This window comes from Streptomyces sp. WAC03905 (genome assembly GCF_057371075.1).
The window spans coordinates 4,437,000-4,459,334 of the sequence record NZ_JBXYDZ010000003.1 but is presented as its reverse complement, the minus strand read 5'-3'; the positions used below and the strand labels follow the sequence as shown (position 1 = coordinate 4,459,334).

General features: G+C 74.1%; 18 protein-coding genes. 10 read left to right on the top strand and 8 right to left on the bottom strand.

Features of this window, described 5'->3' with window-relative positions:
- Positions 1-240: 240 nt before the first annotated feature.
- Positions 241-1,647, top strand: coding sequence for a ricin-type beta-trefoil lectin domain protein (locus AC2RP6_RS22775; RefSeq protein ID WP_486447859.1), 1,407 nt, complete (start codon positions 241-243; stop codon positions 1,645-1,647).
- A 173-nt stretch (positions 1,648-1,820) separates the two neighbouring features.
- Positions 1,821-3,044 (top strand): MFS transporter, encoded by a 1,224-nt coding sequence (locus tag AC2RP6_RS22770; protein ID WP_486447858.1) that lies wholly within the window; start codon positions 1,821-1,823, stop codon positions 3,042-3,044.
- Between the two features lie 9 nt (positions 3,045-3,053).
- On the opposite strand, the gene AC2RP6_RS22765 is transcribed toward AC2RP6_RS22770, so the two are convergent.
- Positions 3,054-4,286 (bottom strand): amidohydrolase family protein, encoded by a 1,233-nt coding sequence (locus tag AC2RP6_RS22765; protein ID WP_486447857.1) that lies wholly within the window; start codon positions 4,284-4,286, stop codon positions 3,054-3,056.
- Positions 4,287-4,907: 621 nt separating this feature from the next.
- On the opposite strand from AC2RP6_RS22765, the gene afsR reads away from it, so the two are divergent.
- The 4 genes from afsR to AC2RP6_RS22745 all read left to right on the top strand — a co-directional run bounded on the left by afsR (position 4,908) and on the right by AC2RP6_RS22745 (position 10,103).
- Positions 4,908-7,943 carry an SARP-family global regulator AfsR gene (gene afsR, locus AC2RP6_RS22760; protein ID WP_486450412.1) on the top strand — a complete coding sequence of 1,012 codons (3,036 nt, stop codon included), beginning with the start codon at positions 4,908-4,910 and terminating at the stop codon, positions 7,941-7,943.
- Between the two features lie 173 nt (positions 7,944-8,116).
- Entirely contained in the window at positions 8,117-8,317 is a 201-nt protein-coding gene (locus AC2RP6_RS22755; RefSeq protein WP_486447856.1) for a hypothetical protein, read from the top strand.
- A gap of 174 nt (positions 8,318-8,491) precedes the next feature.
- The gene (locus AC2RP6_RS22750; RefSeq protein WP_486447855.1) at positions 8,492-9,220 is read left to right on the top strand and encodes a class I SAM-dependent methyltransferase; all 729 of its coding nucleotides are present in this window, start codon (positions 8,492-8,494) and stop codon (positions 9,218-9,220) included.
- 97 nt (positions 9,221-9,317) lie between these two features.
- Positions 9,318-10,103 carry an LppU/SCO3897 family protein gene (locus AC2RP6_RS22745; RefSeq protein ID WP_486447854.1) on the top strand — a complete coding sequence of 262 codons (786 nt, stop codon included), beginning with the start codon at positions 9,318-9,320 and terminating at the stop codon, positions 10,101-10,103.
- A gap of 22 nt (positions 10,104-10,125) precedes the next feature.
- Here AC2RP6_RS22745 and AC2RP6_RS22740 read toward each other — a convergent pair whose 3' ends face one another.
- Positions 10,126-11,928 (bottom strand): FadD3 family acyl-CoA ligase, encoded by a 1,803-nt coding sequence (locus AC2RP6_RS22740; protein ID WP_486447853.1) that lies wholly within the window; start codon positions 11,926-11,928, stop codon positions 10,126-10,128.
- A 94-nt stretch (positions 11,929-12,022) separates the two neighbouring features.
- Between AC2RP6_RS22740 and AC2RP6_RS22735 the strand changes: the two genes are divergently transcribed.
- From AC2RP6_RS22735 to AC2RP6_RS22725, 3 genes are read left to right on the top strand one after another with little or no spacing between them, the layout of a single operon-like run.
- On the top strand, positions 12,023-13,174 hold the full coding sequence (locus AC2RP6_RS22735; protein WP_486447852.1) for a lipid-transfer protein: 1,152 nt from the start codon (positions 12,023-12,025) through the stop codon (positions 13,172-13,174).
- Between the two features lie 7 nt (positions 13,175-13,181).
- Complete coding sequence (locus AC2RP6_RS22730) at positions 13,182-13,646, top strand: Zn-ribbon domain-containing OB-fold protein (protein WP_486447851.1); 465 nt, start codon at positions 13,182-13,184, stop codon at positions 13,644-13,646.
- Positions 13,643-14,419: an enoyl-CoA hydratase/isomerase family protein gene (locus AC2RP6_RS22725; protein WP_486447850.1), complete on the top strand. Its 777-nt coding sequence runs from the start codon at positions 13,643-13,645 to the stop codon at positions 14,417-14,419. The genes AC2RP6_RS22730 and AC2RP6_RS22725 overlap by 4 nt, the downstream gene beginning before the upstream one ends.
- A gap of 9 nt (positions 14,420-14,428) precedes the next feature.
- Here AC2RP6_RS22725 and AC2RP6_RS22720 read toward each other — a convergent pair whose 3' ends face one another.
- The 4 genes from AC2RP6_RS22720 to AC2RP6_RS22705 all read right to left on the bottom strand — a co-directional run bounded on the left by AC2RP6_RS22720 (position 14,429) and on the right by AC2RP6_RS22705 (position 19,109).
- Positions 14,429-15,034, bottom strand: a complete 606-nt coding sequence (locus tag AC2RP6_RS22720; RefSeq protein WP_486447849.1) for a hypothetical protein — start codon at positions 15,032-15,034, stop codon at positions 14,429-14,431.
- A gap of 120 nt (positions 15,035-15,154) precedes the next feature.
- On the bottom strand, positions 15,155-15,652 hold the full coding sequence (locus tag AC2RP6_RS22715) for a peptidylprolyl isomerase (RefSeq protein WP_486447848.1): 498 nt from the start codon (positions 15,650-15,652) through the stop codon (positions 15,155-15,157).
- 66 nt (positions 15,653-15,718) lie between these two features.
- The gene (gene afsK / locus AC2RP6_RS22710) at positions 15,719-18,118 is read right to left on the bottom strand and encodes a protein serine/threonine kinase AfsK (protein ID WP_486447847.1); all 2,400 of its coding nucleotides are present in this window, start codon (positions 18,116-18,118) and stop codon (positions 15,719-15,721) included.
- 196 nt (positions 18,119-18,314) lie between these two features.
- Positions 18,315-19,109 (bottom strand): VOC family protein, encoded by a 795-nt coding sequence (locus tag AC2RP6_RS22705; protein ID WP_486447846.1) that lies wholly within the window; start codon positions 19,107-19,109, stop codon positions 18,315-18,317.
- Positions 19,110-19,607: 498 nt separating this feature from the next.
- Between AC2RP6_RS22705 and AC2RP6_RS22700 the strand changes: the two genes are divergently transcribed.
- Complete coding sequence (locus AC2RP6_RS22700; RefSeq protein ID WP_486447845.1) at positions 19,608-20,255, top strand: TetR family transcriptional regulator; 648 nt, start codon at positions 19,608-19,610, stop codon at positions 20,253-20,255.
- 66 nt (positions 20,256-20,321) lie between these two features.
- On the opposite strand, the gene AC2RP6_RS22695 is transcribed toward AC2RP6_RS22700, so the two are convergent.
- Entirely contained in the window at positions 20,322-20,804 is a 483-nt protein-coding gene (locus AC2RP6_RS22695; RefSeq protein ID WP_486447844.1) for a nitroreductase family deazaflavin-dependent oxidoreductase, read from the bottom strand.
- Positions 20,804-22,216, bottom strand: coding sequence for an acyl-CoA dehydrogenase family protein (locus AC2RP6_RS22690; protein ID WP_486447843.1), 1,413 nt, complete (start codon positions 22,214-22,216; stop codon positions 20,804-20,806). Before AC2RP6_RS22690 ends, AC2RP6_RS22695 begins: the two co-directional genes overlap by 1 nt.
- Positions 22,217-22,335: the final 119 nt, after the last annotated feature.

The following is a 22,335-nucleotide window of genomic DNA, read 5'->3' as shown; positions in this document are numbered from 1 at the left end:
CGGCATGATGATCCTTCCGCTTTGCCCTGGCGAAGCATGCCTTGACCGCAGGGCCGGGTGCAAGGCACGGGACGACCCCTGTGTAGCCGGTCCGTCACCGCCGGCAGACCTCGCATGCCGGCCAACTCACCCCTGATGAGGGGGCTTTGGCCGGTTCGCCTATCATCGCCTCGATTCCCGCCGCCCCCGCCGCCGCGCGGTCCCGCGGAAGGGGGATCTTGACGAGAGGCCAACGACAACTTGCGATTCACAGGCAAGCACCGGATATCCATCGTGGCCGCGGCGGCCGCGGCCGCGCTCGTGGGAACCCTTCAGCTCCCCTCCACCGCCTTCGGGACCGAGGACAGCACGAGTACCACTGGCACCACGAGCTCCACTGGCACCACGAGCTCCACCGGCTCCGCGGACAGCGCCCCGCCGGCCGGGGACGCACCCGACGTCCACGCGGAGGACTCCGCCCTGCACGGCAGCGACGGGACGGTCTTCAGGAACGGCGTCATGTCGCTCGGCGACCCGCAGACGACGGCGGCACCTCCGGCCGCCCCGAAGTCCGCCGCCCCGAAGTCCGCCGCTGCTGCGGCCGCCACCCCGGCCGCCGGGCCCACCCCACCGCAGGGCGAGGGCTGGAAGCTGAGCGGCGCCACCAAGTGGCTGACGGCCGGCTACACGATCAAGTTCTACGACCAGAAGTCCGCGGACTGGCTCGGCCCGTACGTCCGGGCGACCGCCGCGGACCTGCGCCGCATCACGAACCTGCCGGTCACCGTCGACACCAGGCCGGTCGGCTGGGAGTACGTCCGGCCCAAGGGCGAGGTGGTCGTCGGGGTGCTGCACCGCCCCTGCGTGCCGCCGGCCGGCGAGGGCACCATGGGCAGCACCGGCTGGAAGGTCGTCCGCGACGGCACGGGCACCGCCCGTCTCAGCTGCGGCTTCACCAGCTCCTCCGTCGCCGAGACGGTGACCAGCGGGCACGCCTACATCGATGACTCGTTCTTCACCGCGGCCGGCAAGCCGACCGCCGCCATGGGCGAGACGTACATGCGCAACCACGTCAGCCACGAGCTCGGCCACACGCTGGGTCTGACCCACGCCAACCGCAGCCTGAACAAGGGGGACTGCGTCAAGGGCACCGACTCGGGCCAGTTCCCGGTCATGTGCTCCCCGACCTACGCCTACCAGGACAAGCGGGCGGGCACCTACGTCCAGCAGTTCGACGTCCAGGGCCTGCGCCGCCTCGCGGCGGGCGCCGGGGCGGCCCTGTCCCCGCAGGGCCGCGTGAGCGGGATCGGCTCCCAGTGCCTGGACGCCAAGGGCGGCAAGGCCGCCAACGGTACGCAGATCCAGCTCTACACGTGCAACGGCACCGCGGCCCAGTCCTGGATCCTGGGCAAGGACGGCACCCTGCGCACGCTCGGCAAGTGCCTCGACAACGCGCGCAACGCGAGCACCAACGGCAACAGGATCAGCCTCTACGACTGCAACGGCTCCGCGGCGCAGCGCTGGTCGGTCAACGCCAAGGGGCAGATCGTCCACGTGGCGTCGGGCAAGGTCCTCGACGCGACCGGCGGCGCGACCGCCAACGGCACCGTGGTCCAGCTCCACACCGCCAACACGAACAAGCGCCAGGTGTGGGTCACCCCGAAGTAGCCCACTGCGGCCGCACGGGCCACGCCGCCCGTGCGGCCCTCGCGCCGCCCGTGCGGCCCTCGCGCCGCGTGCGCGGACGTCGGGTACCGAGGCCGGCCGGGCCCAGCGCCCCGGGCGCCGAATAGGGCAACCGCCCGATCCGCCGCCCCCACCTCAGAACGCACGCTGGCTCCATGCGCGACTGGGGAAGCGGACGGGTCCTGCGGGACCGCAATGCGGGGCTCTACCTGCTCGGGGTGGTGGTGTCCGGGTTCGGCACGACGGCGATGTGGCTGGCCGCCGGGGTCTGGGTGAAGTCGCTGACCGGCTCGGACAGCCTGGCGGCGCTGACGGCGTTCGCCCTGTGGGCCCCGGTCCTCGCCGGGCCGGCCCTCGGGGTGCTCGCCGACCGGCTGCCGCGGCGGCCGCTGCTCGTGGCCGCCTGCCTCGTCATGGCCGCGCTGCTGCCCGTCCTGTGCCTGGTGGACTCGGCAGGCCGGGTGTGGCTGCTCTTCGCCGTCCTCCTCGTCTACGGCACCTGCGGCACGCTCCACGAGGCGGCCGAGGCGGGCCTGGTCGCCAAGGCGGTCGACGTCCGCCTCCTCGGCGACTTCAACGGTCTGCGGATGACGGCCGGCGAGAGCATGAAGCTGCTCGCGCCGCTGGCGGGCGCCGCCCTGTTCACCCGGTACGGCGGGGACGGCGTCGCCCTGCTCGACGCGCTGACGTTCGCGCTGGCGGCGGGCCTGTTCCTGATGCTGCGGGTGCACGACGACGCACCGGACCGGACCGCTCCGCACCCGGGCGGCCTCGTCCGGGCGCTGGAGGGCGGCCGGCGGCTGTGGGACTCGCCGGTGCTGCGCCCGCTGGTGTCGGCGGCGGCCGCCGTGATGTTCCTGGCCGGGATCAACGGCGCGCTGGTCTACGCCGTCGCCGACGACGTGCTGGGCCGCACGCCCGCCTACGTGGGGGTGCTGTACGCCGTCCAGGGGGCGGGGTCGGTCCTGAGCGGGCTCGTCGCGGGCCCGCTCCTGCGCCGGATGCCGGTCCGGCTGTTCACGGCGGCCGGTACGGCCCTGTTCGCGCTGGGCTGCGGCGCGCGGGCGGTGCCGTACGACGCGGCGGCCCTCGCGGGCAGCGCGCTGATCGGCGCGGGCCTGCCGTGCGTGCTGATCGCCGCCCTGACCACCGTGCAGCGCGAGGTCCCGGACTCCGTCGTGGGGCGCACGGCCGCCACCGCCAACACCCTGGTCTTCGTACCGAACGCGCTGGCGCTGGCCCTGGGCGCCGGTCTCGTCGCCGTCGTGGACGTACGGATGCTGCTGCCGGCGCTCACGGCGGCGGGGCTGGCCGTCGCGCTCGCCCTCGTGACCGCGCCGGGGGTCGGCGCGGTCACGAGCCGTCGGGCACCGGTGTGACCGGAGCCGTCAGGCGACCGGTCCCGCTCCCGCCCACAGGCCGTCCGCGGTGAGGCCGAGCAGGTCGATCGCGTTGCCGCGCACGATGCGCTCCACCACGTCCGGGGCGAGGTGGCCCATCTGGGCCTCGCCGACCTCGCGGGACTTCGGCCAGGTGGAGTCGGAGTGGGGGTAGTCGGTCTCGTAGAGGACGTTGCCGACGCCGATCGAGTCGAGGTTCTTCAGGCCGAAAGCGTCGTCGAAGAAGCAGCCGAAGACGTGCTCCGCGAACAGCTCCGACGGCGGCCGGAGCACCTTGTCCGCGACTCCGCCCCAGCCGCGGTTCTCCTCCCAGACGACGTCAGCGCGTTCGAGGATGTACGGGATCCAGCCGATCTGGCCCTCCGCGTACATGATCTTCAGGTTGGGGAAGCGTTCGAACTTGCCGCTCATCAGCCAGTCGACCATCGAGAAGCAGCAGTTGGCGAAGGTGATGGTGGACCCGACCGCGGGCGGGGCGTCCGCGGAGGTGGACGGCATGCGGGACGAGGACCCGATGTGCATGGCGATGACCGTGCCGGTCTCGTCGCACGCCTGCAGGAAGGGGTCCCACTCGTCGGTGTGGATCGACGGCAGGCCCAGGTGCGGGGGTATCTCCGAGAAGGCGACCGCGCGCACGCCGCGCGCCGCGTTGCGGCGGACCTCGGCGGCGGCGAGGCGGGCGTCCCAGAGCGGGATCAGGGTGAGGGGGATCAGACGGCCCCGGGCGTCGGGGCCGCACCACTCCTCCACCATCCAGTCGTTGTAGGCGCGTACGCCGAGCAGCCCCAGCTCACGGTCCTCGGCCTCGGTGAACGTCTGGCCGCAGAACCGGGGGAAGGTGGGGAAGCAGAGGGCCGACTGGACGTGGTTGACGTCCATGTCGGCGAGCCGGTCGGGAACCGAGAAGGATCCCGGGCGCATCTGCTCGTAGGTGATGACTTCCAGTTTGATCTCGTCGCGGTCGTACCCGACGGCGGTGTCGAGGCGGGTGAGGGGCCGGTGCAGGTCCTCGTAGACCCACCAGTCGCCGATGGGGCCGTCGTCGCCCTTCGCTCCCATGACGGGAGCGAACTTGCCGCCGAGGAAGGTCATTTCCTTCAAGGGGGCGCGGACGACACGGGGGCCGGTGTCCCGGTACTTGGACGGGAGCCGGTCCCGCCAGACATGGGGCGGTTCAACCGTGTGGTCGTCCACCGAGATGATCTTCGGGAAGGTCTCCATGACCCATACGGTAGCGCTGATCTGACGAACCGTCAGCTAGTTGGTCGGTGATCGGTCATGGACGGGCTGACGGGTACGCGCGAGACAGGGCAGACTGGCCCTTACACCGACGGAAGGCAGGGGGGACGACAGATGGACGGCGTACCGGCCATCCCGCACCCGCGGAACCACCCCGAGGTCCGTGCGGCTGCCGCCGCATCAGAAACCGTTCCCACGGCCGCCGTCCGCGGCTCGGACCGGGAGACCGGCGGCTCCCCCGCCGGACCGGCAGGGCCGAAGGCCACCGCAACCGGACCCGGGACGGGTACAGGACCGGAAGCCACCGCGGCCACCGGAGCCGGCACCGCACACCCCGCGCCCACCGCCGTCGCAACCGCAACCACGACCGGACCGGGTACGAGCACGGGCGCCACCCCCTCCGGGACCACCACCGCCCCGGCCGCCGCGCACACCGGCCGCCCGGCCGGCGGCGGAGCCCCGTCCGGCCGGCAGGCCGCCGCGGCCGCGACCGGTCCCGCCGCCCCGGCAGCCGACGCCGTCGGAGGCGGGACCCCCCGGCCCGCCCGCCTCGCCGCGGACGACCCGGCCGAGCCCGCCACCGTCCGCGCCACCGACACCGCCATGACCACCGCCCCGCGTCCGGCCCAGCCCGCCACCGGCCGACCCGCCGACACCACCGCGGACACCACCCCGCGTCCGGCCGGGCCCGCCTCAGGCGGCACGGCGAGCGGCGCGGCGAGCGGCACCGCGGGCGAGTCCCGGTTCGCCGTCCTCGGGCCCGTCCGCGCCTGGCGGGGCGCCGAGGCCCTGCCCTCCGGAACCCCCCAGCAGCGCGCCCTGCTCGCCGTACTCCTGCTCCGCGACGGCCGCACCGCCACCGCACCCGAACTGATCGACGCCATCTGGGGCGAGGACCCGCCCCAGCAGGCCCTGGCCACCATCCGCACCTACGCCTCCCGCCTGCGCAAGGTCGTCGCCCCCGGCCTGCTCGTCACCGAGTCCGGCGGCTACGCCATCCGGCTGCGGTCCGCCGCCACCCTCGACCTCGGCGTCGCCCGCGGCCTCGCCGCCGACGCCGAAGCGGCCCGGGCCGCCGGTGACCGCGGCCTCGCCCGTACGCTCCTGTCCCGCGCCCTCGACCTGTGGGAGGGCGAACCCCTCGCCGGGATCCCCGGCCCGCACGCCGAGACCGAACGCACCCGGCTCGCCGAATGGCGCCTGCAACTGCTGGAGACCCGCCTCGACCTCGACCTCGAGGTCGGTCACCACGCCGAGGCCGTCTCCGAGCTGACCGCCCTCACCGCCGCCCACCCCCTGCGCGAACGGCTGCGCGAGCTGCTCATGCTCGCCCTCTACCGCAGCGGCCGGCAGGCCGAAGCCCTCGCCGTCTACGCCGACACCCGCCGCCTCCTCGCGGACGAACTCGGCGTCGACCCGCGCCCCGAGCTCGCCGCCCTCCAGCAGCGCATCCTGAACGCCGACGCCGACCTGGCCCGCGCGGAAGACCCCGCCCCGGCCGCCGCGGCCGCTCACGTGAGGCCCGCCCAGTTGCCCGCGACCGTACCCGACTTCACCGGCCGCTCCAGTTTCGTCGCCGAGCTCGGCACGATCCTCTCCGGCGGCGCCCAGGACCAGGTCATGGCCGTCTCCGCGCTCGCCGGGATCGGCGGCGTCGGCAAGACCACCCTCGCCGTGCACGTCGCGCACGCCGCCCGTCCGCACTTCCCCGACGGCCAGCTCTACGTCGACCTCCAGGGCACCGAGGCCCGCCCCGCCGAACCGGAGGCCGTCCTCGGCTCCTTCCTGCGCGCGCTCGGCACCCCCGACACCGCCATCCCCGACTCCCCCGCCGACCGGGCCGCCCTCTACCGCTCCACCCTCGACGGCCGCCGCGTCCTGGTCCTCCTCGACAACGCCCGCGACGCCGCCCAGGTCCGCCCGCTCCTGCCCGGCACCGCCGGCTGCGCCGCCCTCGTCACCAGCCGGGTCCGCATGGCGGGCCTCGCCGGGGCGCATCTCGTCGACCTCGACGTGATGAGCCCCGAGGAGGCCCTCCAGCTCTTCACCCGCATCGTCGGCGAGGAACGCGTACGCGCCGAACGCCAGGCCGCGCTCGACGTCGTCGGCGCCTGCGGGTTCCTGCCGCTGGCCATCCGCATCGCCGCCTCCCGGCTCGCGGCCCGCCGCACCTGGACCGTCTCCGTCCTCGCCGCCAAGCTCGCCGACGAACGGCGCCGCCTCGACGAACTCCAGGCCGGCGACCTCGCCGTCAAGGCCACCTTCGAGCTGGGCTACGGCCAGCTGGAACCGGCCCAGCAGCGCGCCTTCCGCCTCCTCGGCCTCGCCGACGGCCCCGACATCTCCCTGTCCGCGGCCGCCGCCGTACTCGACCTGCCCGAGTACGACACCGAGGACCTGCTGGAGGCTCTGGTCGACTGCTCCCTCCTCGAATCCGCCGCCCCCGGCCGCTACCGCTTCCACGACCTCGTACGCCTCTACGCGCGTGCCTGCGCCGAACGTGACGAGCAGCCGCCGAGCGGGCGCGAGGCGGCCCTGGACCGCCTCCTGGACTTCTACCTGGCCACCGCATCCGGGGTCTACGCCCTGGAACGCCCCGGCGACCGGCTGCCCGCGCACCTGTCCGACACCCACTACCCCGGACTGGTCTTCGCCGAGCCGCGCACCGCCCTGGACTGGCTGTACGCCGAGGCCGGCCCGCTGCTGGCGTGCGTACGGCAGGCGTCCGTACGGGGCGGTGACTCACCCGTCCTGCGCCGGGGCGTGGACCTGCTGTGGGCGGCCAAGGACCTGGCCGAGTCGGGCGCCAACTCCAAGCAGTACGAGTCGGCCGCGACCGCCCTGCGCGACGCCGCCCAGGCCGCCAAGGACCCGTACGCCGAGGGCCGTGCCCGCACCACCCTCACCAACGTCCACCTGGTCGCCGGCCGCTTCGCCGAGGCCGACGACGAGGCCCGCCAGGCCACGGCCCTGGCCCGCGAGGCCGGCGACCCGCTGCCCAGCTGCTGGGCGCCCAACGACCGCGGGATCATCGCCCTCTACGAGGGGCGGCACGCGGACGGCGAGCGGTACCTGCTGCAGGCCATCCAGAACTTCCGCGCCGACGGCAACAACGTCGGCGAGGCGAGCGCCCTGTGCAACCTCTCCCGCATCCACGTGGAGCTGGGCCACCTCAGCAGCGCCATAGACCTCGCGCAGCAGGGCATCGCCATCTACGACCGGATGGGCCTGACCCTGCGCCTGGCCAACGGCCGCTACGCGCTCGGCATCGCGCTCACCCAGGCGGGCCGCCTCGGTGAGGCCCTCGCGCAGCTCACCGAGGCCCTGGCGCTGTTCCACGACAACCGGCAGCCCCTGTGGGAGGGCGTGACCCATTTCCGGCTCGCCGAGGCCCATCTCGCGGCGCGCCGGCCCACGCTGGCCGCCGCGCACGCCGAGCAGGCCATCGCGCTGCGCGGCATCGGCGGGGAGTGGCGGCGCGCGACCGTCCTGACCGTCCTGGGCAAGGCGCTGCGGCGGCTGGGGCAGACGGACCGGGCGCGGGTCTGCTGGCGGGACGCGGAGACGGTGTTCAGGCACCTGGGTTCGGCCGAACTGGCCGAGGTGCAGACCCTGCTGGCCACGGAGATCGCCGCCTGATCCGCACGGGCTCCGGTTGAACGAGGCGTTCATCGTTCGTTTATCGCCGAACGGCACGATAGGTGCATCGACCCGGTGCGTCGGGGGACATCCGGGCCGGTTGGAAGGATTGCCCGTTCGGCGGTCATCGGGGGAATCGCCGAACGGGTCCCACCCATCCATCAGGAGAACCGATGACGACGAACGAGAACCTTCTGCCGAACGACGGCACCGTCAAGCCGCTCGACAACCACGCCTCGGGCGTCGAGATCGAAACCCTGGACAACCACGCGTCGGGCATCGAGATCAAGCCACCGGCCGAGGGCGATCAGGAGCAGGCCGGGGGCGAGGAGATCCGGACGCTGGACAACCACGCGTCCGGTCCGCGCCCGTAACCGGCGCACGACCTACGGGGGGCCCACGGGGGAAACGGGGGCACGGGGGAGTACGGGGGAGCAACGGGGGAACGGCGGTCGCGGTGGCCCGGAGGGGGAGCCACCGCGACCGCCGCACACGTGCGCCCGGGCGGATTCCCGGCCGGGGTGCCGGGTGCGGCTTAGGCTGGGGGCGTGTTCTCCTCCCACGGGCCGAGCGTCCGCGAACTGGCAGTGCAGGGCCTCTCCTCCGTGGAGCGGGGCTACGACCTGCTCGCGCCGAAGTTCGACCACACCCCCTTCCGCACCCCGGACCGGATGCTCGACGCGGTCGAGGAGACCCTCGCCCAGCGGGAGGGCGGCTTCGGCGCCGGCCTGGACGTGTGCTGCGGCACGGGCGCCGGGATCGGGATGCTGCGGCGGCTGTGCCGGGAGCGGGTCACCGGGGTGGACCTCAGCGCGGGCATGCTCGCCGAGGCCGGGCGCACGCACGCCGACGACGACCGCGTGGACTTCGTACGGGCCGACGCACGGGCCCTGCCGGACCGGCTGGCGGGCCGCTACGACCTCGCGGTCAGTTTCGGCGCCTTCGGCCACTTCCTGCCCTCCGAGCGGCCCGCGCTCTTCTCCGGGGTGCGCTCCGCGCTGCGCGAGGGCGGTGTCTTCGCGTTCCCGATCGGCGCCCCGATCCCGGTGAGCTCACCGGTGTGGTGGGCGGTGGCCGGCTTCGACGCCGCGATGCGGGTGCGCAACGCGGTCTGGCGGCCGCCGTTCGTCATGTACTACCGGACCTTCCCGCTGAGCGGGGTGCGCGCGGACCTGCGGGCGGCGGGCTTCACGGTGGAGACGGTCCCGCTGGAGCACTTCGGCCGCCAGGCCGGCGGCGCCCCGCGCTGGCGCCTGGTCCTGGCCCGCCGCTGCTGACTCGGCGGAACGGCTGCGTCACCATCAGGACACCGGGCACAATCCGTGAGGAACCGTCAGGCAGCCTGCGTACCGCCCTCACTCCCTGGAGCAGCCGGTGTCGTCACAGGAAATGCTCATCACGATCACCCCTCAGCAGGCGACCTACGGTGTGATCCTCCCCGTGGAACTGCCGACCGGCACGGTCCGGCTGCGCATACCGCCCTGCCGCCACGGCGACCTGGTCAAGGTCCGCGTCGGCGGCGAGGAGGTCCTGCTGCGCATCCACGTCTCCGGAGCGGGTGCGGCGTGGATCGCGGGAGCCGGCGGCATCGCTCCCCCGCCCACGACCGCCGCCTTACCGCAGCAGCCCGTCCCGGCCCCGTCGACCGGTGGCGGGCGCGGCTGCCTGGCGGGGCTGGCCATCGCCGCGGTCCTGGTCATCGGCTTCTTCCTACTGGTCGGCAACGACGACGACTCGGACGCCAAGCCCACCGCCGACTCCTCGCCCACCTGGTCCTCCTCCTGGTCCCCGACCCCCACGCCCACGACGCCGTCCCCCTGGCCGTCGACGCCCGAAGCGGCCGCCACCACCCCGTACGACCCCGGACCGAGCGCCGAGCCGAGCCCCGAGCCCAGCCCGTTCGACCGCGGCACCTGCCTCAACGGCCAACTCCCGGACTCCACGACGCCCCGCAGCGTCAGCGGCGTCGAGGAGGTCCCCTGCTCGGCCTCCGACGCGCACTACCGGGTGATCGAGAGCATCCCCGGCACCTCGGACCTGAACAGCTGCAACGACAACCCCAAGACCCAGTACGCCTTCTCCTACCGCTACATGCGCGGCTCCCTCGTCCTCAACCAGTACGTCTACTGCCTGGTCGGCATGGGCTCCTACGCCCGCTGACCCCCTGTCCCCGACCGTCGCGTCAGCGGGCGCGGAGTTCGCGTTTGAGGACCTTGCCGCCGGCGTTGCGGGGGAGTTCGGTGACGAACTCCACCGTGCGGGGGACCTTGTAGTTGGCCATCTCCCGGCGGGACCAGGCGATCAGGTCGTCTGCGGTGAGGGTGGAGCCGGGGCGGCGGACCGCGTAGGCCCTGCCGACCTCGCCGAGGCGCGGGTCGGGGACGCCGACGACCGCGACGTCGGCGATGTCCGGGTGCAGGCCGAGGAGTTGCTCTATCTCGGCCGGGTAGGCGTTGAAGCCGCCGACGATGAACATGTCCTTGATCCGGTCGGTGATCCGCAGATTGCCGTGCTCGTCGAGCACCCCCACGTCGCCGGTGTGCAGCCAGCCCTCCGGGGTGATCGCCGCCGCCGTCTCGTCGGGGTCCTCGAAGTAGCCCCGCATGACGTTGTGGCCGCGGACCGCGATCTCGCCGGCGCTGCCGGCCGGCAGCGGCCGTCCCGCGCCGTCCAGGACGGCCACCTCCGTGTCGGGAATGGCCCGGCCCGAGGTGGCGGAGATGGTCTCGGCGGGGTCGCCGCGGCGGCACATGGTGACGATGCCGCTCGCCTCGGAGAGCCCGTAGGCGGTGAGGACGGTGGCGATGCGCAGTTCGCCGCGCAGTCGTTCGACGAGCCGGAGCGGGACCACGGCCGCGCCGGTGACGACCAGGCGCAGGGCGGACAGGTCGTGGTGATCGCGCTGGGGGTGGTCCAGGAGGGACTGGTGCAGGGTGGGCGGCCCGGGGAGTACGGAGATCCGCTCGGCGGCGACGTTGGCGAGGACGGTGTCGACGTTGAAGACGGGCTGCGGGACCATCGTCGCCCCGCGCATCAGGCAGGCGAGGATCCCGGCCTTGTAGCCGAAGGTGTGGAAGAAGGGGTTCACGATCAGGTAGCGGTCGCCCTCGCGCAGGCCCGCGAGTTCGCTCCACACGTCGTAGCAGCGCAGGGACTGGGCGTGGGTGATCACCGCGCCCTTGGGGCTGCCGGTGGTGCCGGAGGTGAAGATGATGTCGGAGGGGGCGGCGGGGTTGATGGCCGCGGCGCGCTCGCGGACCGCCTCCGCCGTGACCCGGTCCCCGCCCGCGAGGAAGTCCTTCCAGGTACGGAAGGTGTCGGGGGCGTCCTCGGCGAGCACGACGACCTGTTCCAGGTGCGGAAGCCCGGGCAGCGGCCCGCGGCCGGTCCCTTCGGCGGCGGCCCGGCGCAGCGAGGCGACGTAGGAGGTGCCGAGGAAGGTGCCGGTCACGAAGAGCAGCCGGGCCCGGCTGCGCCGCAGGACGTACGCGGCCTCCGTGCCCTTGAAACGGGTGTTGAGGGGGACGAGGACGGCGCCCGCGGAGACGGCGCCGAGCGCGGAGACGATCCAGTCCAGGGTGTTGGGGGCCCAGACGGCGACCCGGTCGCCGGACTGCACCCCGGCGGCGATGCAGGCCGCCGCGGCCCGTTCGACGCGTTCCCCGAGCTGCGCGTAGCTGATCCGGACGCGCCCGTCGACGACGGCCTCGCGGTCGGCGTACCGGGCCGCCGCCGACCGGACGAGCCCCGCGACGGTGCCCCAGCGCAGGTCCCCGCGCCGGTCCCCGCCCGGCTCCGCGCCCGGGTCCCCACCCGGGTCCGCGCCCAGGTCCGCGCCCGGGTCCGCGGCCGCGTCCCCGTGCCCGTCCTGCGGAGCGCTTTCGTCCGCGCCCGCGAGCGCGCCACCGGGCACGCCGGGCACGCCCCCGGCCATGCCCCCGTGGAGGCCTCCGCGCACGTCCTCGCGCAGCCCGTCGTCGCCCATGCGTGTCACCCTCCCGCGAACCCAGTAGCTGACTATCCGTCAGATTAGCTGTAGCCTTCGCGGCTGTCAGTACTGGCGCACCCCGGAGGTCGCGATGGCGGCAACGCTCAAGGACGCTACGGCGATAGTCGGCATCGGGCAGACCGCCTTTGCCAAGCATCTGCCGCAGTCCGAGAAGGAACTGGCCTGCCGCGCGATCCTGGCGGCCCTGGCCGACGCCGGCATCGACCCGTCCGAGGTCGACGCCTTCTCCTCCTACACCATGGAGGAGACCGACGAGGTGGAGGTCGCCAAGGCCATCGGCGCCGGCGACGTCACCTTCTTCTCCAAGATCGGCTACGGCGGCGGCGGTTCCTGCGCCACCGTCGGCCACCTCGCCGCCGCCGTCGCCACCGGCCAGGCCACCGTCGGCGTCGCCTGGCGCTCCCGCAAACGCGGCTCCGGCCCCCGCCCCTGGAAGAACACCACCGTCCAGCTGCCCACCCCCGGCCAGTGGACCCGGCCCTTCGGCCTGCTGCGCCCCGCCGACGAGATCGGCATGCTGGCCCGCCGCTACATGCACGAGTACGGCGCCACCCGCGACCACCTCTTCAACGTGGCGATGGCCTGCCGCAACCGGGCCAACGAGAACCCCGCCGCGATGATGTACGAGCGCCCGCTGACCCGCGAGATGTACATGACCTCCCGCATGATCAGCGACCCGCTCTGCCTCTTCGACAACTGCCTGGAGACCGACGGCGCACTCGCCTGCGTGATCGTCTCCGCCGAACGGGCCCGCGACTGCCGCCACCGGCCCGTCTACGTCCACTCCGCCGCCCAGGGCCTGCCCGCCCAGCACCACGGCATGGTCAACTACTGGAACGACGACCCCCTGTCCGGGCCCGCCTGGACCGCCGCCCGCCACCTGTGGAAGCAGGCCGACTTCGGCCCGGCCGACGTGGACGTCGCCCAGATCTACGACGCCTTCACCCCGCTCATCCCCCTCTCGCTGGAGGGCTACGGCTTCTGCGGACGCGGCGAGGGCGCCGCCTTCACCGAGGGCGGCGCCCTGGAACTGGGCGGCCGGCTCCCCATCAACACCGGGGGCGGCGGCCTCAGCGAGGCCTACGTGCACGGCTTCAACCTGATCAACGAGGGCGTCAAACAGCTGCGCGGCGTCTCCACCGCCCAGGTCCCGGACGCCGCGACCTGCCTGGTCACGGCCGGCGAAGGCGTCCCCACGTCCGCGATCCTGCTGAGGAGCTGACCGAGCCATGACCACCGCACCCCACTCCGCCCCGCCCGCGGACGGCCTCCTGCTGCCCGTCCCCGACGAGGACGGCGCCCCCTTCTGGGAGTACGCCGCCCGCGGCGAACTGCGCGTCCAGGCCTGCACCGCCTGCGGCCGGCTCCGCTTCCCGCCCCGCCCCTGCTGCCCGCACTGCCGGTCCTTCGACAGCGCATGGCGCCGCATGAGCGGCCGCGGCCGCATCTGGTCCTACGTACGGCCCCACCCGCCGCTGCTGCCCGCCTACGCCGCGCAGGCCCCGTACAACGTGATCCTCGTCGAGCTCGCCGACGCCCCGCACATCCGGCTCGCCGGGAACCTGGTGACCTCCGCCGACGCCCCGCTCGACTCCGTGGACCCGGCCCGGCTGCGCATCGGCGCCCGCGTCCACGTCGCCTTCACCGAGCTGGGCGGGATGGCCGTGCCGCGCTGGCTCCTGGAGAAGTCATGACCCTGCGGGTGGAGCGCGACAAGGCCACCGGGGTCGCGGTCGTCACCCTGGACCGGGAGCACCGGCACAACGCCGTCGACCTGGCCACCGCCGCGGAACTGGGCGAGGCCTGGCGGGAACTCCGGTTCGCCGAGGAGGTACGGGCGGTCGTGCTGACCGGCGCCGGAACGGCCGCCTTCTGCACCGGCATCGACCGCGGCGTCGACGTGCCGCAGCCCGCCTCGCCCTACTCCGCCGACGACCCGCTCCTCACGATCGGCCCCAAGTCCTGCGACCTGTGGAAGCCGGTGATCGCCGCCGTCAACGGCATGGCCTGCGGTGGGGCCTTCTACCTGCTGGGCGAGTCGGAGTTCCTCATCGCCTCCGAGACGGCCACCTTCTTCGACCCGCACACCACCTACGGGATGGTCAGCGCGTACGAGGCCGTCTACATGGCGCAGCGCATGCCCTTCGGCGAAGCCGCCCGGATGTCCCTGATGGGCACCGCCGAACGGCTCTCCGCACGCCGGGCCCACGAGATCGGCCTGGTCTCGGAGCTGGCCGGGCCCGACGGGCTGCTCCCGGCCGCCCTGCGCGCGGCGCAGACCCTGGCGGGCTTCCCGACGGAGGCCGTACAGGGCACCGTACGGGCGCTGTGGTCGGCGAAGCAGGCCGCCCTGCAGCAGGCCCTGGCACAGGCCCCGGCGCTGATCGCCCTGGGCAACCTGCCACCGGAACGCCAGGCCGGTCTGTTCGCGGACCGCCGCTCCGCCCCCCGGCCCCGGCTGCGCTGACGCGTCCCGTCAGCGGGGTTTGCGGGACTTGCTCGCGCCGGGCTTCGGCACGCCCGTGCCCGTGGAGGCCCCGGACGTCGCGCCGGAGCCGGGAGTACGGGTGGCGGTGGCGCTCGGCCCCGAACCGCGGGTGGTGGCCTCGCCCAGTCGGCAGCTCCTGACGTCCGCGGCGCGCGCGGGGTCGTCGAGCGGCACGTCGACCGTACGGGTCTCGCGCGCCCCCAGATCCACCTGGACGGTCCTGGAGTCGACGGCGGCGCCCCCGGCGCCCTCCCGGCGCAGGTCGACCTCGACGGTGGCCCTGCGGTCGAGCCGCGAGGTGAACCGGAGCGTGGTGACGGGCGTCCCGGAGCCGGTGCACGTGACCACGACGACGCTGGCCGGATCGCCACCGGAACTCGCGGAGGCGGTGGGCGACGCGGAGGCCGTGCCGCCGTTCCCGCCGCTCCGGCTCTTCTTCTTGCTCTTGGAGCTGGAGCAGCCGCCTCCGCCGCTGCCCTTGCTGCCGCTCTTGCTCTTCCCGCCGCTGCTCCCGCCGTGCGACGAGAACCCCGTCAGTGCGAACACGACGGCCACCAGTACCGCGGTGAACCTGATCCGACGCCCGGACACCATGGCCGACCACCTCCCCCTTGGACAGACGGCCGGTCACGCTACCAGGCGGCCCCGGAAACGGCGGCGGCCCCGGCCCCCGGGGAGGGGGCGGGGCCGACCGGCCGTGCCGGCGGGTGGGGATCAGGCGGCGTCGACGACGCCGGAGGCCGCGATCTCGACCTTGCCCTTGGGGGCGCCGGACTGGGAGCCCAGGGCCTCGATCTGGTCGACGAGCTCCTGGCCCTCGACGACCTCGCCGAAGACGACGTGCTTGCCGTCGAGCCACGAGGTGACGACCGTGGTGATGAAGAACTGCGAGCCGTTGGTGTTGCGGCCGGCGTTCGCCATCGACAGCAGGTACGGGCGGTCGTGCTTCAGCTGGAAGTTCTCGTCCTCGAACTTCTCGCCGTAGATGGACTTGCCGCCGGTGCCGTTGTGGTTGGTGAAGTCACCGCCCTGCAGCATGAACTGGGGGATGACGCGGTGGAAGCCCGAGCCGGCGTAGCCGTAGCCGTTCTGGCCGGTGGCCAGCTCGCGGAAGTTGCGCGCCGTCTTCGGGACGACGTCGTCGAAGAGGTTGAAGACGATGCGGCCGGCGGGGGCGCCGTTGATGTTGATGTCGAAGTAGACGTTGCTCATGGGGTCCATCCTGTCACTCCCGGTGCGGTGCGCTACCCGGCGGGGCCGATCCCGGCCCCCGCCGGGTCACCCGCTCGTACGGGTGCCCGTGCCCTTCGCCGCGTCCAGGGCGTACACGCAGCGGTCCTTGCTGCACGCGTACACCACGCCCGCCTCCGCGACCGGTGCGCCCGTGATCTCGCCGCCCGTGGCCAGCTTCCAGCGCAGCTGGCCGCCCGCCGCGTCCAGCGTGTACAGGCAGTGGTCGGCCGACCCGAAGTGCACCCGGCCGTCCGCGACCGCCGGGAGGCCCGTGATCTCGCCGCCCGCCGCGAACCGCCACTTCGGGGTGCCGGTGACCGCGTCCAGCGTGTAGAGCGCGCTGCCCGCCCCCAGGTGGACGTTGCCGCCCACCACGAGCACCGGGTCGGAGGACTGCCGCGACTCGGTCGCGATCCGCCAGCGGTCCTGGCCGGTGGCAGCGTCGAGGGCGTAGACGGTCCCCAGGTAGTCGGCGAGGTAGACCCCGCCGCCCGTGACGGCCGCGCCCGGCGCGAACGCCGGCGGGGCCAGGAAGACCGCGGGCGCCTCGAAGTGCCAGCGGACCCGGCCCGAGGCCCGGTCCACCGACAGGACCCGGGTGCCGGCCGCCACGTACACGTTGCCGTCCGGGGCGGGCGTGACCCGGACGGGCACGTTCCCGCAGGAACCCGCGTCGCCGATCGGGTACGACCAGGACTCGCGGCCGCTGCGGGCGTCCAGGGCGCGCAGCCGCGCGTCCTGCCACACGTACACGGTGCCGTCGTGGAGGACGGGCGCCGCCTCGGGCGTCTCGAAGTCGCTCTGCGCGCCGGTCAGCTCCCACAGCTTGTGGCCGGTGGAGGCCTCCCAGGCCTGGACGCCGCCGCCGCGCGTGGCGGTGACGACGGTGCCGCGCTCGGCGCGCAGCGCGTACACCCAGGCGTCGGTGGACAGCCGCCACCGCTCGGAGCCGTCGGAGCCGTCGAGCGCGTACAGGGAGGGCCCGTCGGAGGCGTGGATCCGGCCGTCGGCGACGGCCATGGACCAGGCGACGTCCCGGGTCTTGAACTGGCGGCGGCCGCTCGCCACGTCCAGCGCGTGGACCTCGAAGGAGGTCACGTAGAGGAGGTTGCCGGCGACGGTCGGGGTGCCCCAGACCTCGTTCGACATGCGGAAGCGCCACGGCCGCCAGCGGCCGCTGTCCGGGGCCGGTCCGGGGCTCGGCACGGACGACGCGGCCGGTCCGGCCGCATGCGCGGGTACGGACCCGTCGGGCGAGCGGACCCAGCCGGTCGCCGAGTCCACGGCGGAGGCGTGCGCGGCCGACGCCGCGGCCGTCGCGAACGGGCCGGGCCCGATCGGCACCGGCGAGCCGCCCAGGCGGACGGGCTCGCCCGACGGCACCGGGGACCGCGGCGGGTGGTGCGGGCGCTGCGGCACGGCCTGGCCGGTACGCGGGTCCACCCAGCCCTCGGCGCCGCGCGGGCGGCGGTGCGTCGCCTGCTCGGACAGCGGCCCGCGGGACCCCGCACCGCCACCGCGGCCGGGCGCGGGCACGGCAGCGGCGGGCGTACGGTTGCCCGCGCGCCGGGCCTCGATCATCGCGACGGCGCGGCCGGGCAGCCACGCCGACGCGGTACCGCTGTCGTCGCCGCCGTCGAACAGGTGCGGCGCCAGCTGCGCCTGCAGATCGGCCGGGGTCGGCCGCAGCGAGGCGTCCATCTGCATGCAGGACTCGATCAGCGGCCGCAGCTCCTCGGGCAGCCCCTCCAGGTTCGGGCCCTCGCGCAGCAGCATGAAGACCGTCTCCACCGGATTCGCCCCGTGGTACGGAGGGTGCCCCGTCGCGGCGAAGACCAGCGTGGAACCGAGCGAGAAGACGTCACTGGCGCCCTTGACGCTGCGCGAGTCCTTCGCCTGCTCGGGCGACATGTAGGCGGGGGTGCCGACGGCGACGTTCGTCATGGTCAGGCGGGTGTTCGAGACACCGCTCGCGATACCGAAGTCGATCACGCGCGGGCCGTCCTCGACGACGAGCACGTTGGACGGCTTCAGGTCGCGGTGGACGAGGCCGGCGCCGTGGATGGACTGCAGGGCCTCGGCGATGCCCGCGGCGAGCCACCGTACGGCCTGGGCGGGCATCGGCCCGCACTCGTTGACGATCTCCTCCAGGGAGGGCGCCGGGACGTACGCGGTGGCCAGCCACGGCACGGCGGCCCGCGGGTCGGCGTCGACCACGGCAGCCGTGTAGAAGCCGGACACGGCGCGAGCCGCCTCCACCTCACGCGTGAAACGGACGCGGAAGAGCTGGTCCTCGGCGAGCTCGGTGCGCACCGTCTTGATCGCGACCCGCCGTCCGGACGCGGACCGCGCGAGATAGACCAGCCCCATGCCGCCGGCGCCGAGCCGTCCCAGCACCTCGAAGGGGCCGATCCGTCTCGGGTCGTGCTGCGTCAGCTGCTCCACCACTCGCCTCCACACCTCCCCGTACGGGCCACTCACCGGGCCCGTTCCCACCGGCACGGGGCCGTGCCCCGTGCAGCGTCTCATTCCGGGGCGCAGCCCGGGTCGCGCAACCCCGATTCTGTCAGGCCCGGGCCGGGTCCGGCCCCGGCACGGCGAGCTGCGCGGTGTGATCTGCCCGGCGATCCGCCCGCGGCGGCTACCCGCCCGCCCCGGCGCGGGGTTCCGAGAGGAGCCCGAAGACCGCCCCCTGATTGTCCGCGACGACCGCGATGCGCCCGTAGGGGGTGTCGAAGGGGTCCGCGGTGACGCGGCCGCCGAGCCGCTGCACGGTCGCCACTGACCGGTCGCAGTCCGGGACGGCGAAGTAGACGAGGAAGTGCGCCGGCATGATCTCCGGGAAGGCGTCGGTGATCAGGCTGCGGCCCAGGACGGCGGTGTCCGTGCCGGGTGCCTTGCCGGGCGGCGACCAGATGCGGTACTCGACGCCGGCGTCGTCCTGGTCCTGCGGGACGTAGCCGAAGACCTTGGCGTAGAAGACGTCCACGGCGTCGCGGGCCCGGGTGTAGACCTCGCTCCAGCAGTAGGTGTTCGGCTCCTGCTGGGCCTCGAAGCCGTGGTGGGTGCCGGGCTGCCAGAGACCGAAGACGGCTCCGCCGGGGTCGGCGGCCATCGCGGCCGTGCCGTACGGGCCGACCGGCATCGGGTCCATCACCATCTGGCCCCCGGCGGCGCGGATGCGCTGGGCGCATGCGTAGGCGTCGGTGGTGTAGAGGTAGACCCCCCAGACCGTCGGCATCCGGCCGTCGGGCTTGGGGGCGAGGGCGGCGACGTTGCGGCCCCGGCTGTAGGCCTGCGTGTAGTGGCCGTACTCGGCGCCGGCGCTGTCCGCGTAGGTCCACCCGAAGAGCTCGCCGTAGAACCGCTTGCCCGCCTCGACGTCCGGAAGCGAGGCGTCCACCCAGCAGGGTGTGCCCTCCACGAATGCGGCCATGGCCCCGGTTCCTTCCGTTCTGCGGGGGTGTGTACCCTCCCACCTCTCCCAGCCATGATCCGCCCGAAAACTTGTCCACAGCCTGTTGATAAGACTATTCGGGGGAAACTCCGCGGAACCGGGCGACACGCCCGGTCAGGCCCGCGGGGAATCCCCGCCGGGAGACGCCGGGGTAGGCGGCCGGGAGACGCCGGGGCACGCGGCCGGGAGACGCCGGGGCACGCGGCCGGGAGACGCCGGGGCACCCGGCCGGGACAGCGGGGCGCCCGGCCCTGCGGCCACGCCCGCGCTGCGCCGGCGCCCCGCGCTGCGCCCGCGCCCACGCTCCGCATCCGGCTCACGACCACGCCCCGCACCCGGGCCGTCACCGCGCGCCGCACCGGCCCGAATCCGCCGGTTCGGCCGCCCGGGACGCCCTTCCACCCAGGCCAGGGACCCCGTAACCCCATTTGCAGGCGGCCGAATAGCGCGCCGATCACCCCTCGGTAAGCTGACGGCATGACAGGACAAGTACGCACCGTCGACGGGCGTGTCGCCGGCCGGCGCGGCCAGGCGACGCGGCAGAAGCTGCTCGACTGCCTCAGCGAGATGCTCAGCTCCTCGCCGTACCGCGACGTCAAGGTGATCGACGTCGCCCGCAAGGCCGGTACCTCCCCCGCGACCTTCTACCAGTACTTCCCGGACGTCGAAGGCGCCGTCCTGGAGATCGCCGAGCAAATGGCCACCGAGGGCGCGCAGTTGACGTCGCTCGTCGAGGGCCGGACCTGGATCGGCAAGTCCGGGTGGTCTGCCGCCGAGGAACTCGTCGACGGCTTCCTGGAGTTCTGGCGTCGCAACGACGCGATCCTGCGCGTGGTCGACCTCGGTGCCGCCGAGGGCGACAAGCGGTTCTACAAGATCCGCATGAAGATCCTGAACTCGGTCACCAACTCCCTCACGGAGTCGGTCAAGGAGCTCCAGGCCAAGGGCAAGGTCGACAAGGACGTCAGCCCCGCCGCGATGGCCGGTTCACTGGTCGCGATGCTGGCCGCGGTCGCCTCCCACCAGAAGGGCTTCCAGGCCTGGGGGGTCAAGCAGGCCGAGCTGAAGCCGAACCTGGCCCTGCTCGTCCACCTCGGCATCACCGGCAAGAAGCCGACCAGGTAACGGCGGACCCGCTCAGGGTCCGCCTCCCCCGGCCGGCCCCGCGCCAGCGCCGGCCCCCGCCCGGGATCAGCGACGCTCCAGGCGGAACAGCCTGATCTCACGCTCGATGCGCGCCTGGTACGTCGCGTACGGCGGCCAGAACCCCAGCACCGCCCGCCACGCCGCCTCGCGCTCCTCACCCGCCAGCAGCCGGGCCCGTACCGCGATGTCCCTCCCTTGCCAACTCACGTCCGCGTCCGGGTGCTTGAGCAGGTTCCCGGTCCATGCCGGGTGCCCGGGCCGGCCGAAGTTGGACCCGATCAGGATCCAGCTCGTCCCGCCGTCCTCCGGCATGCACGCGAGCGGAGTGGTGCGCGGCTCGCCCGTCCGCGCGCCCTTGGCCGTGAGGATCACGCCCGGCAGCATCCGGGCGCTCAGCATGACCTTGCCTCGGGTGAGCTTGTGCACCGCCTTGTCCAGGGCGGGGATGAAGTGGGGTGCGACCTTGGCGAACAGCATGGTCGAGGAGACCTTCTGCATCAGCTTGACGCCGGGAGCCACGCGAGCCATCAGACGGCCACCTTCTCTTGTGCGGGCGGGGACGCGGCGCCGGCCGCGGCGGAGGATGCGGGTGCGGACGCGGACGCGGACGCGGACGCGGAGGCGGAGGCGCCCCCGGCGGCCGGCCCGGACGCCGGGGACGCGGCCCCGGAGGGGGACGGGGACGGGGACGGCGCGAAGAGGCCCGCGCGGTCGGCGGCGTGGGCCCGCAGCCGGTGCACGGGGCCGAAGAGCAACTCGTCGGCGGCCGCCCGCTTGAAGTAGAGGTGCGCGTCGTGCTCCCAGGTGAAGCCGATGCCGCCGTGCAGCTGGATCGCCTCTCCCGCCGTCAGCCGCAGCGCCTCCAGCGCCTGCGCCAGCGCGAGGCCGCCCTGGGCCGGGTCCCAGGCGGCGTAGTAGGCGGCCGAGCGGGCCGCCTGTACCTGCACGTACAGGTCGGCGAGCCGGTGCTTGACCGCCTGGAAGGAGCCGATGGCCCGGCCGAACTGCTCGCGCTGGCGGACGTACTCCACCGTGCGCGCGAGCGCCTGGTCGGCCGCCCCGACCGCTTCGGCGGCGAGCACGGCGGCGGCGGTCCGCCCGGTGGCGGCGAGGGCCCCGGGCACGCCGACGGCCCCCGCGCCGTCGCTGCCGCCGTGGCTGACGTCGTGACTGACGTCGTGACTGACGCCGTGGCCGTGGCCGTGGCCGTCGCCCTCGCCGTCGCCGTCGCCGAGCAACTCCGCGGGCACGTCACGTAGTTCGATCCGGGCCTGCGGGCGCGTCTCGTCGAGGACGGTCTGCCGGGTCCGCACAAGGCCCGGCGCGTCCTCCCGTACGAGGAACAACAGCGTGCGGCTGCGTGCGAAGCCGCCGGTGTGCGCGGCGACCAGCAGCAGGGGCGCGCTGTGTCCGTCCAGCACCTGGGCGGCTTCCCCGTACAGCCGCCAGCCGCCGGACGCGTCGGTGCGGGCCTGGATCCCGCCGGCCCGTCCGCCGCCGGACCACTGCCCCTCGGGGTCGTCACCGGTGAGCGCGAGGGCGGTGGCGAGCGCCGGGCCGGGGACGGCGAGGGCGGCGGTCAGCCCGCCCGACGCGAGCGGCGGGAGCAGCGCGGAGCGCTGGGCGGCCGTACCGAGGGCGGTGATCAGGGGCACGCAGAGCGCGGCGGTGGCCAGCAGCGGCGAGGGCAGCAGCGCCCGCCCGGTCTCCTCGCAGGCCAGCGCCAGGTCGGCGGGGGTGCAGCCGACCCCGCCGTACTCCTCGGCGACGGCGATGCCCGGCAGCCCGAGCTGCCGGGAGAGCTGCTGCCACAGCTCGCGGTCGTATCCGGCCTCGGTGCGGACGGCGGCCTTGACCTCGTCGGGGCCGCAGCGTTTGCCCAGGATCTCGCGCAGGGTACGCCGGATCTCGTCCTGCTCCGCGGTGAAGGCGGCATCCATCGTCGGGCTCCTCCCCGTATCTGACGGGCCGTCATGTTAGGGCGGCAGGCGACAGATGCACAGGGGGCGACGGGACCGGGTTGCGCCCGGACGGGCACCCCGGGGGCGGCGCGGGGGCC

Bases quoted from the DNA above. Each gene is read 5' to 3' on its own strand.
- AC2RP6_RS22770 (WP_486447858.1), top strand. From the start codon at position 1,821: ATGCGCGACTGGGGAAGCGGACGGGTCCTGCGGGACCGCAATGCGGGG.
- AC2RP6_RS22765 (WP_486447857.1), bottom strand. From the start codon at position 4,286: ATGGAGACCTTCCCGAAGATCATCTCGGTGGACGACCACACGGTTGAA.
- afsR (WP_486450412.1), top strand. From the start codon at position 4,908: ATGACCACCGCCCCGCGTCCGGCCCAGCCCGCCACCGGCCGACCCGCC.
- AC2RP6_RS22755 (WP_486447856.1), top strand. From the start codon at position 8,117: ATGACGACGAACGAGAACCTTCTGCCGAACGACGGCACCGTCAAGCCG.
- AC2RP6_RS22740 (WP_486447853.1), bottom strand. From the start codon at position 11,928: ATGGGCGACGACGGGCTGCGCGAGGACGTGCGCGGAGGCCTCCACGGG.
- AC2RP6_RS22735 (WP_486447852.1), top strand. From the start codon at position 12,023: ATGGCGGCAACGCTCAAGGACGCTACGGCGATAGTCGGCATCGGGCAG.
- AC2RP6_RS22730 (WP_486447851.1), top strand. From the start codon at position 13,182: ATGACCACCGCACCCCACTCCGCCCCGCCCGCGGACGGCCTCCTGCTG.
- AC2RP6_RS22725 (WP_486447850.1), top strand. From the start codon at position 13,643: ATGACCCTGCGGGTGGAGCGCGACAAGGCCACCGGGGTCGCGGTCGTC.
- AC2RP6_RS22720 (WP_486447849.1), bottom strand. From the start codon at position 15,034: ATGGTGTCCGGGCGTCGGATCAGGTTCACCGCGGTACTGGTGGCCGTC.
- AC2RP6_RS22715 (WP_486447848.1), bottom strand. From the start codon at position 15,652: ATGAGCAACGTCTACTTCGACATCAACATCAACGGCGCCCCCGCCGGC.
- AC2RP6_RS22705 (WP_486447846.1), bottom strand. From the start codon at position 19,109: ATGGCCGCATTCGTGGAGGGCACACCCTGCTGGGTGGACGCCTCGCTT.
- AC2RP6_RS22700 (WP_486447845.1), top strand. From the start codon at position 19,608: ATGACAGGACAAGTACGCACCGTCGACGGGCGTGTCGCCGGCCGGCGC.
- AC2RP6_RS22695 (WP_486447844.1), bottom strand. From the start codon at position 20,804: ATGGCTCGCGTGGCTCCCGGCGTCAAGCTGATGCAGAAGGTCTCCTCG.
- AC2RP6_RS22690 (WP_486447843.1), bottom strand. From the start codon at position 22,216: ATGGATGCCGCCTTCACCGCGGAGCAGGACGAGATCCGGCGTACCCTG.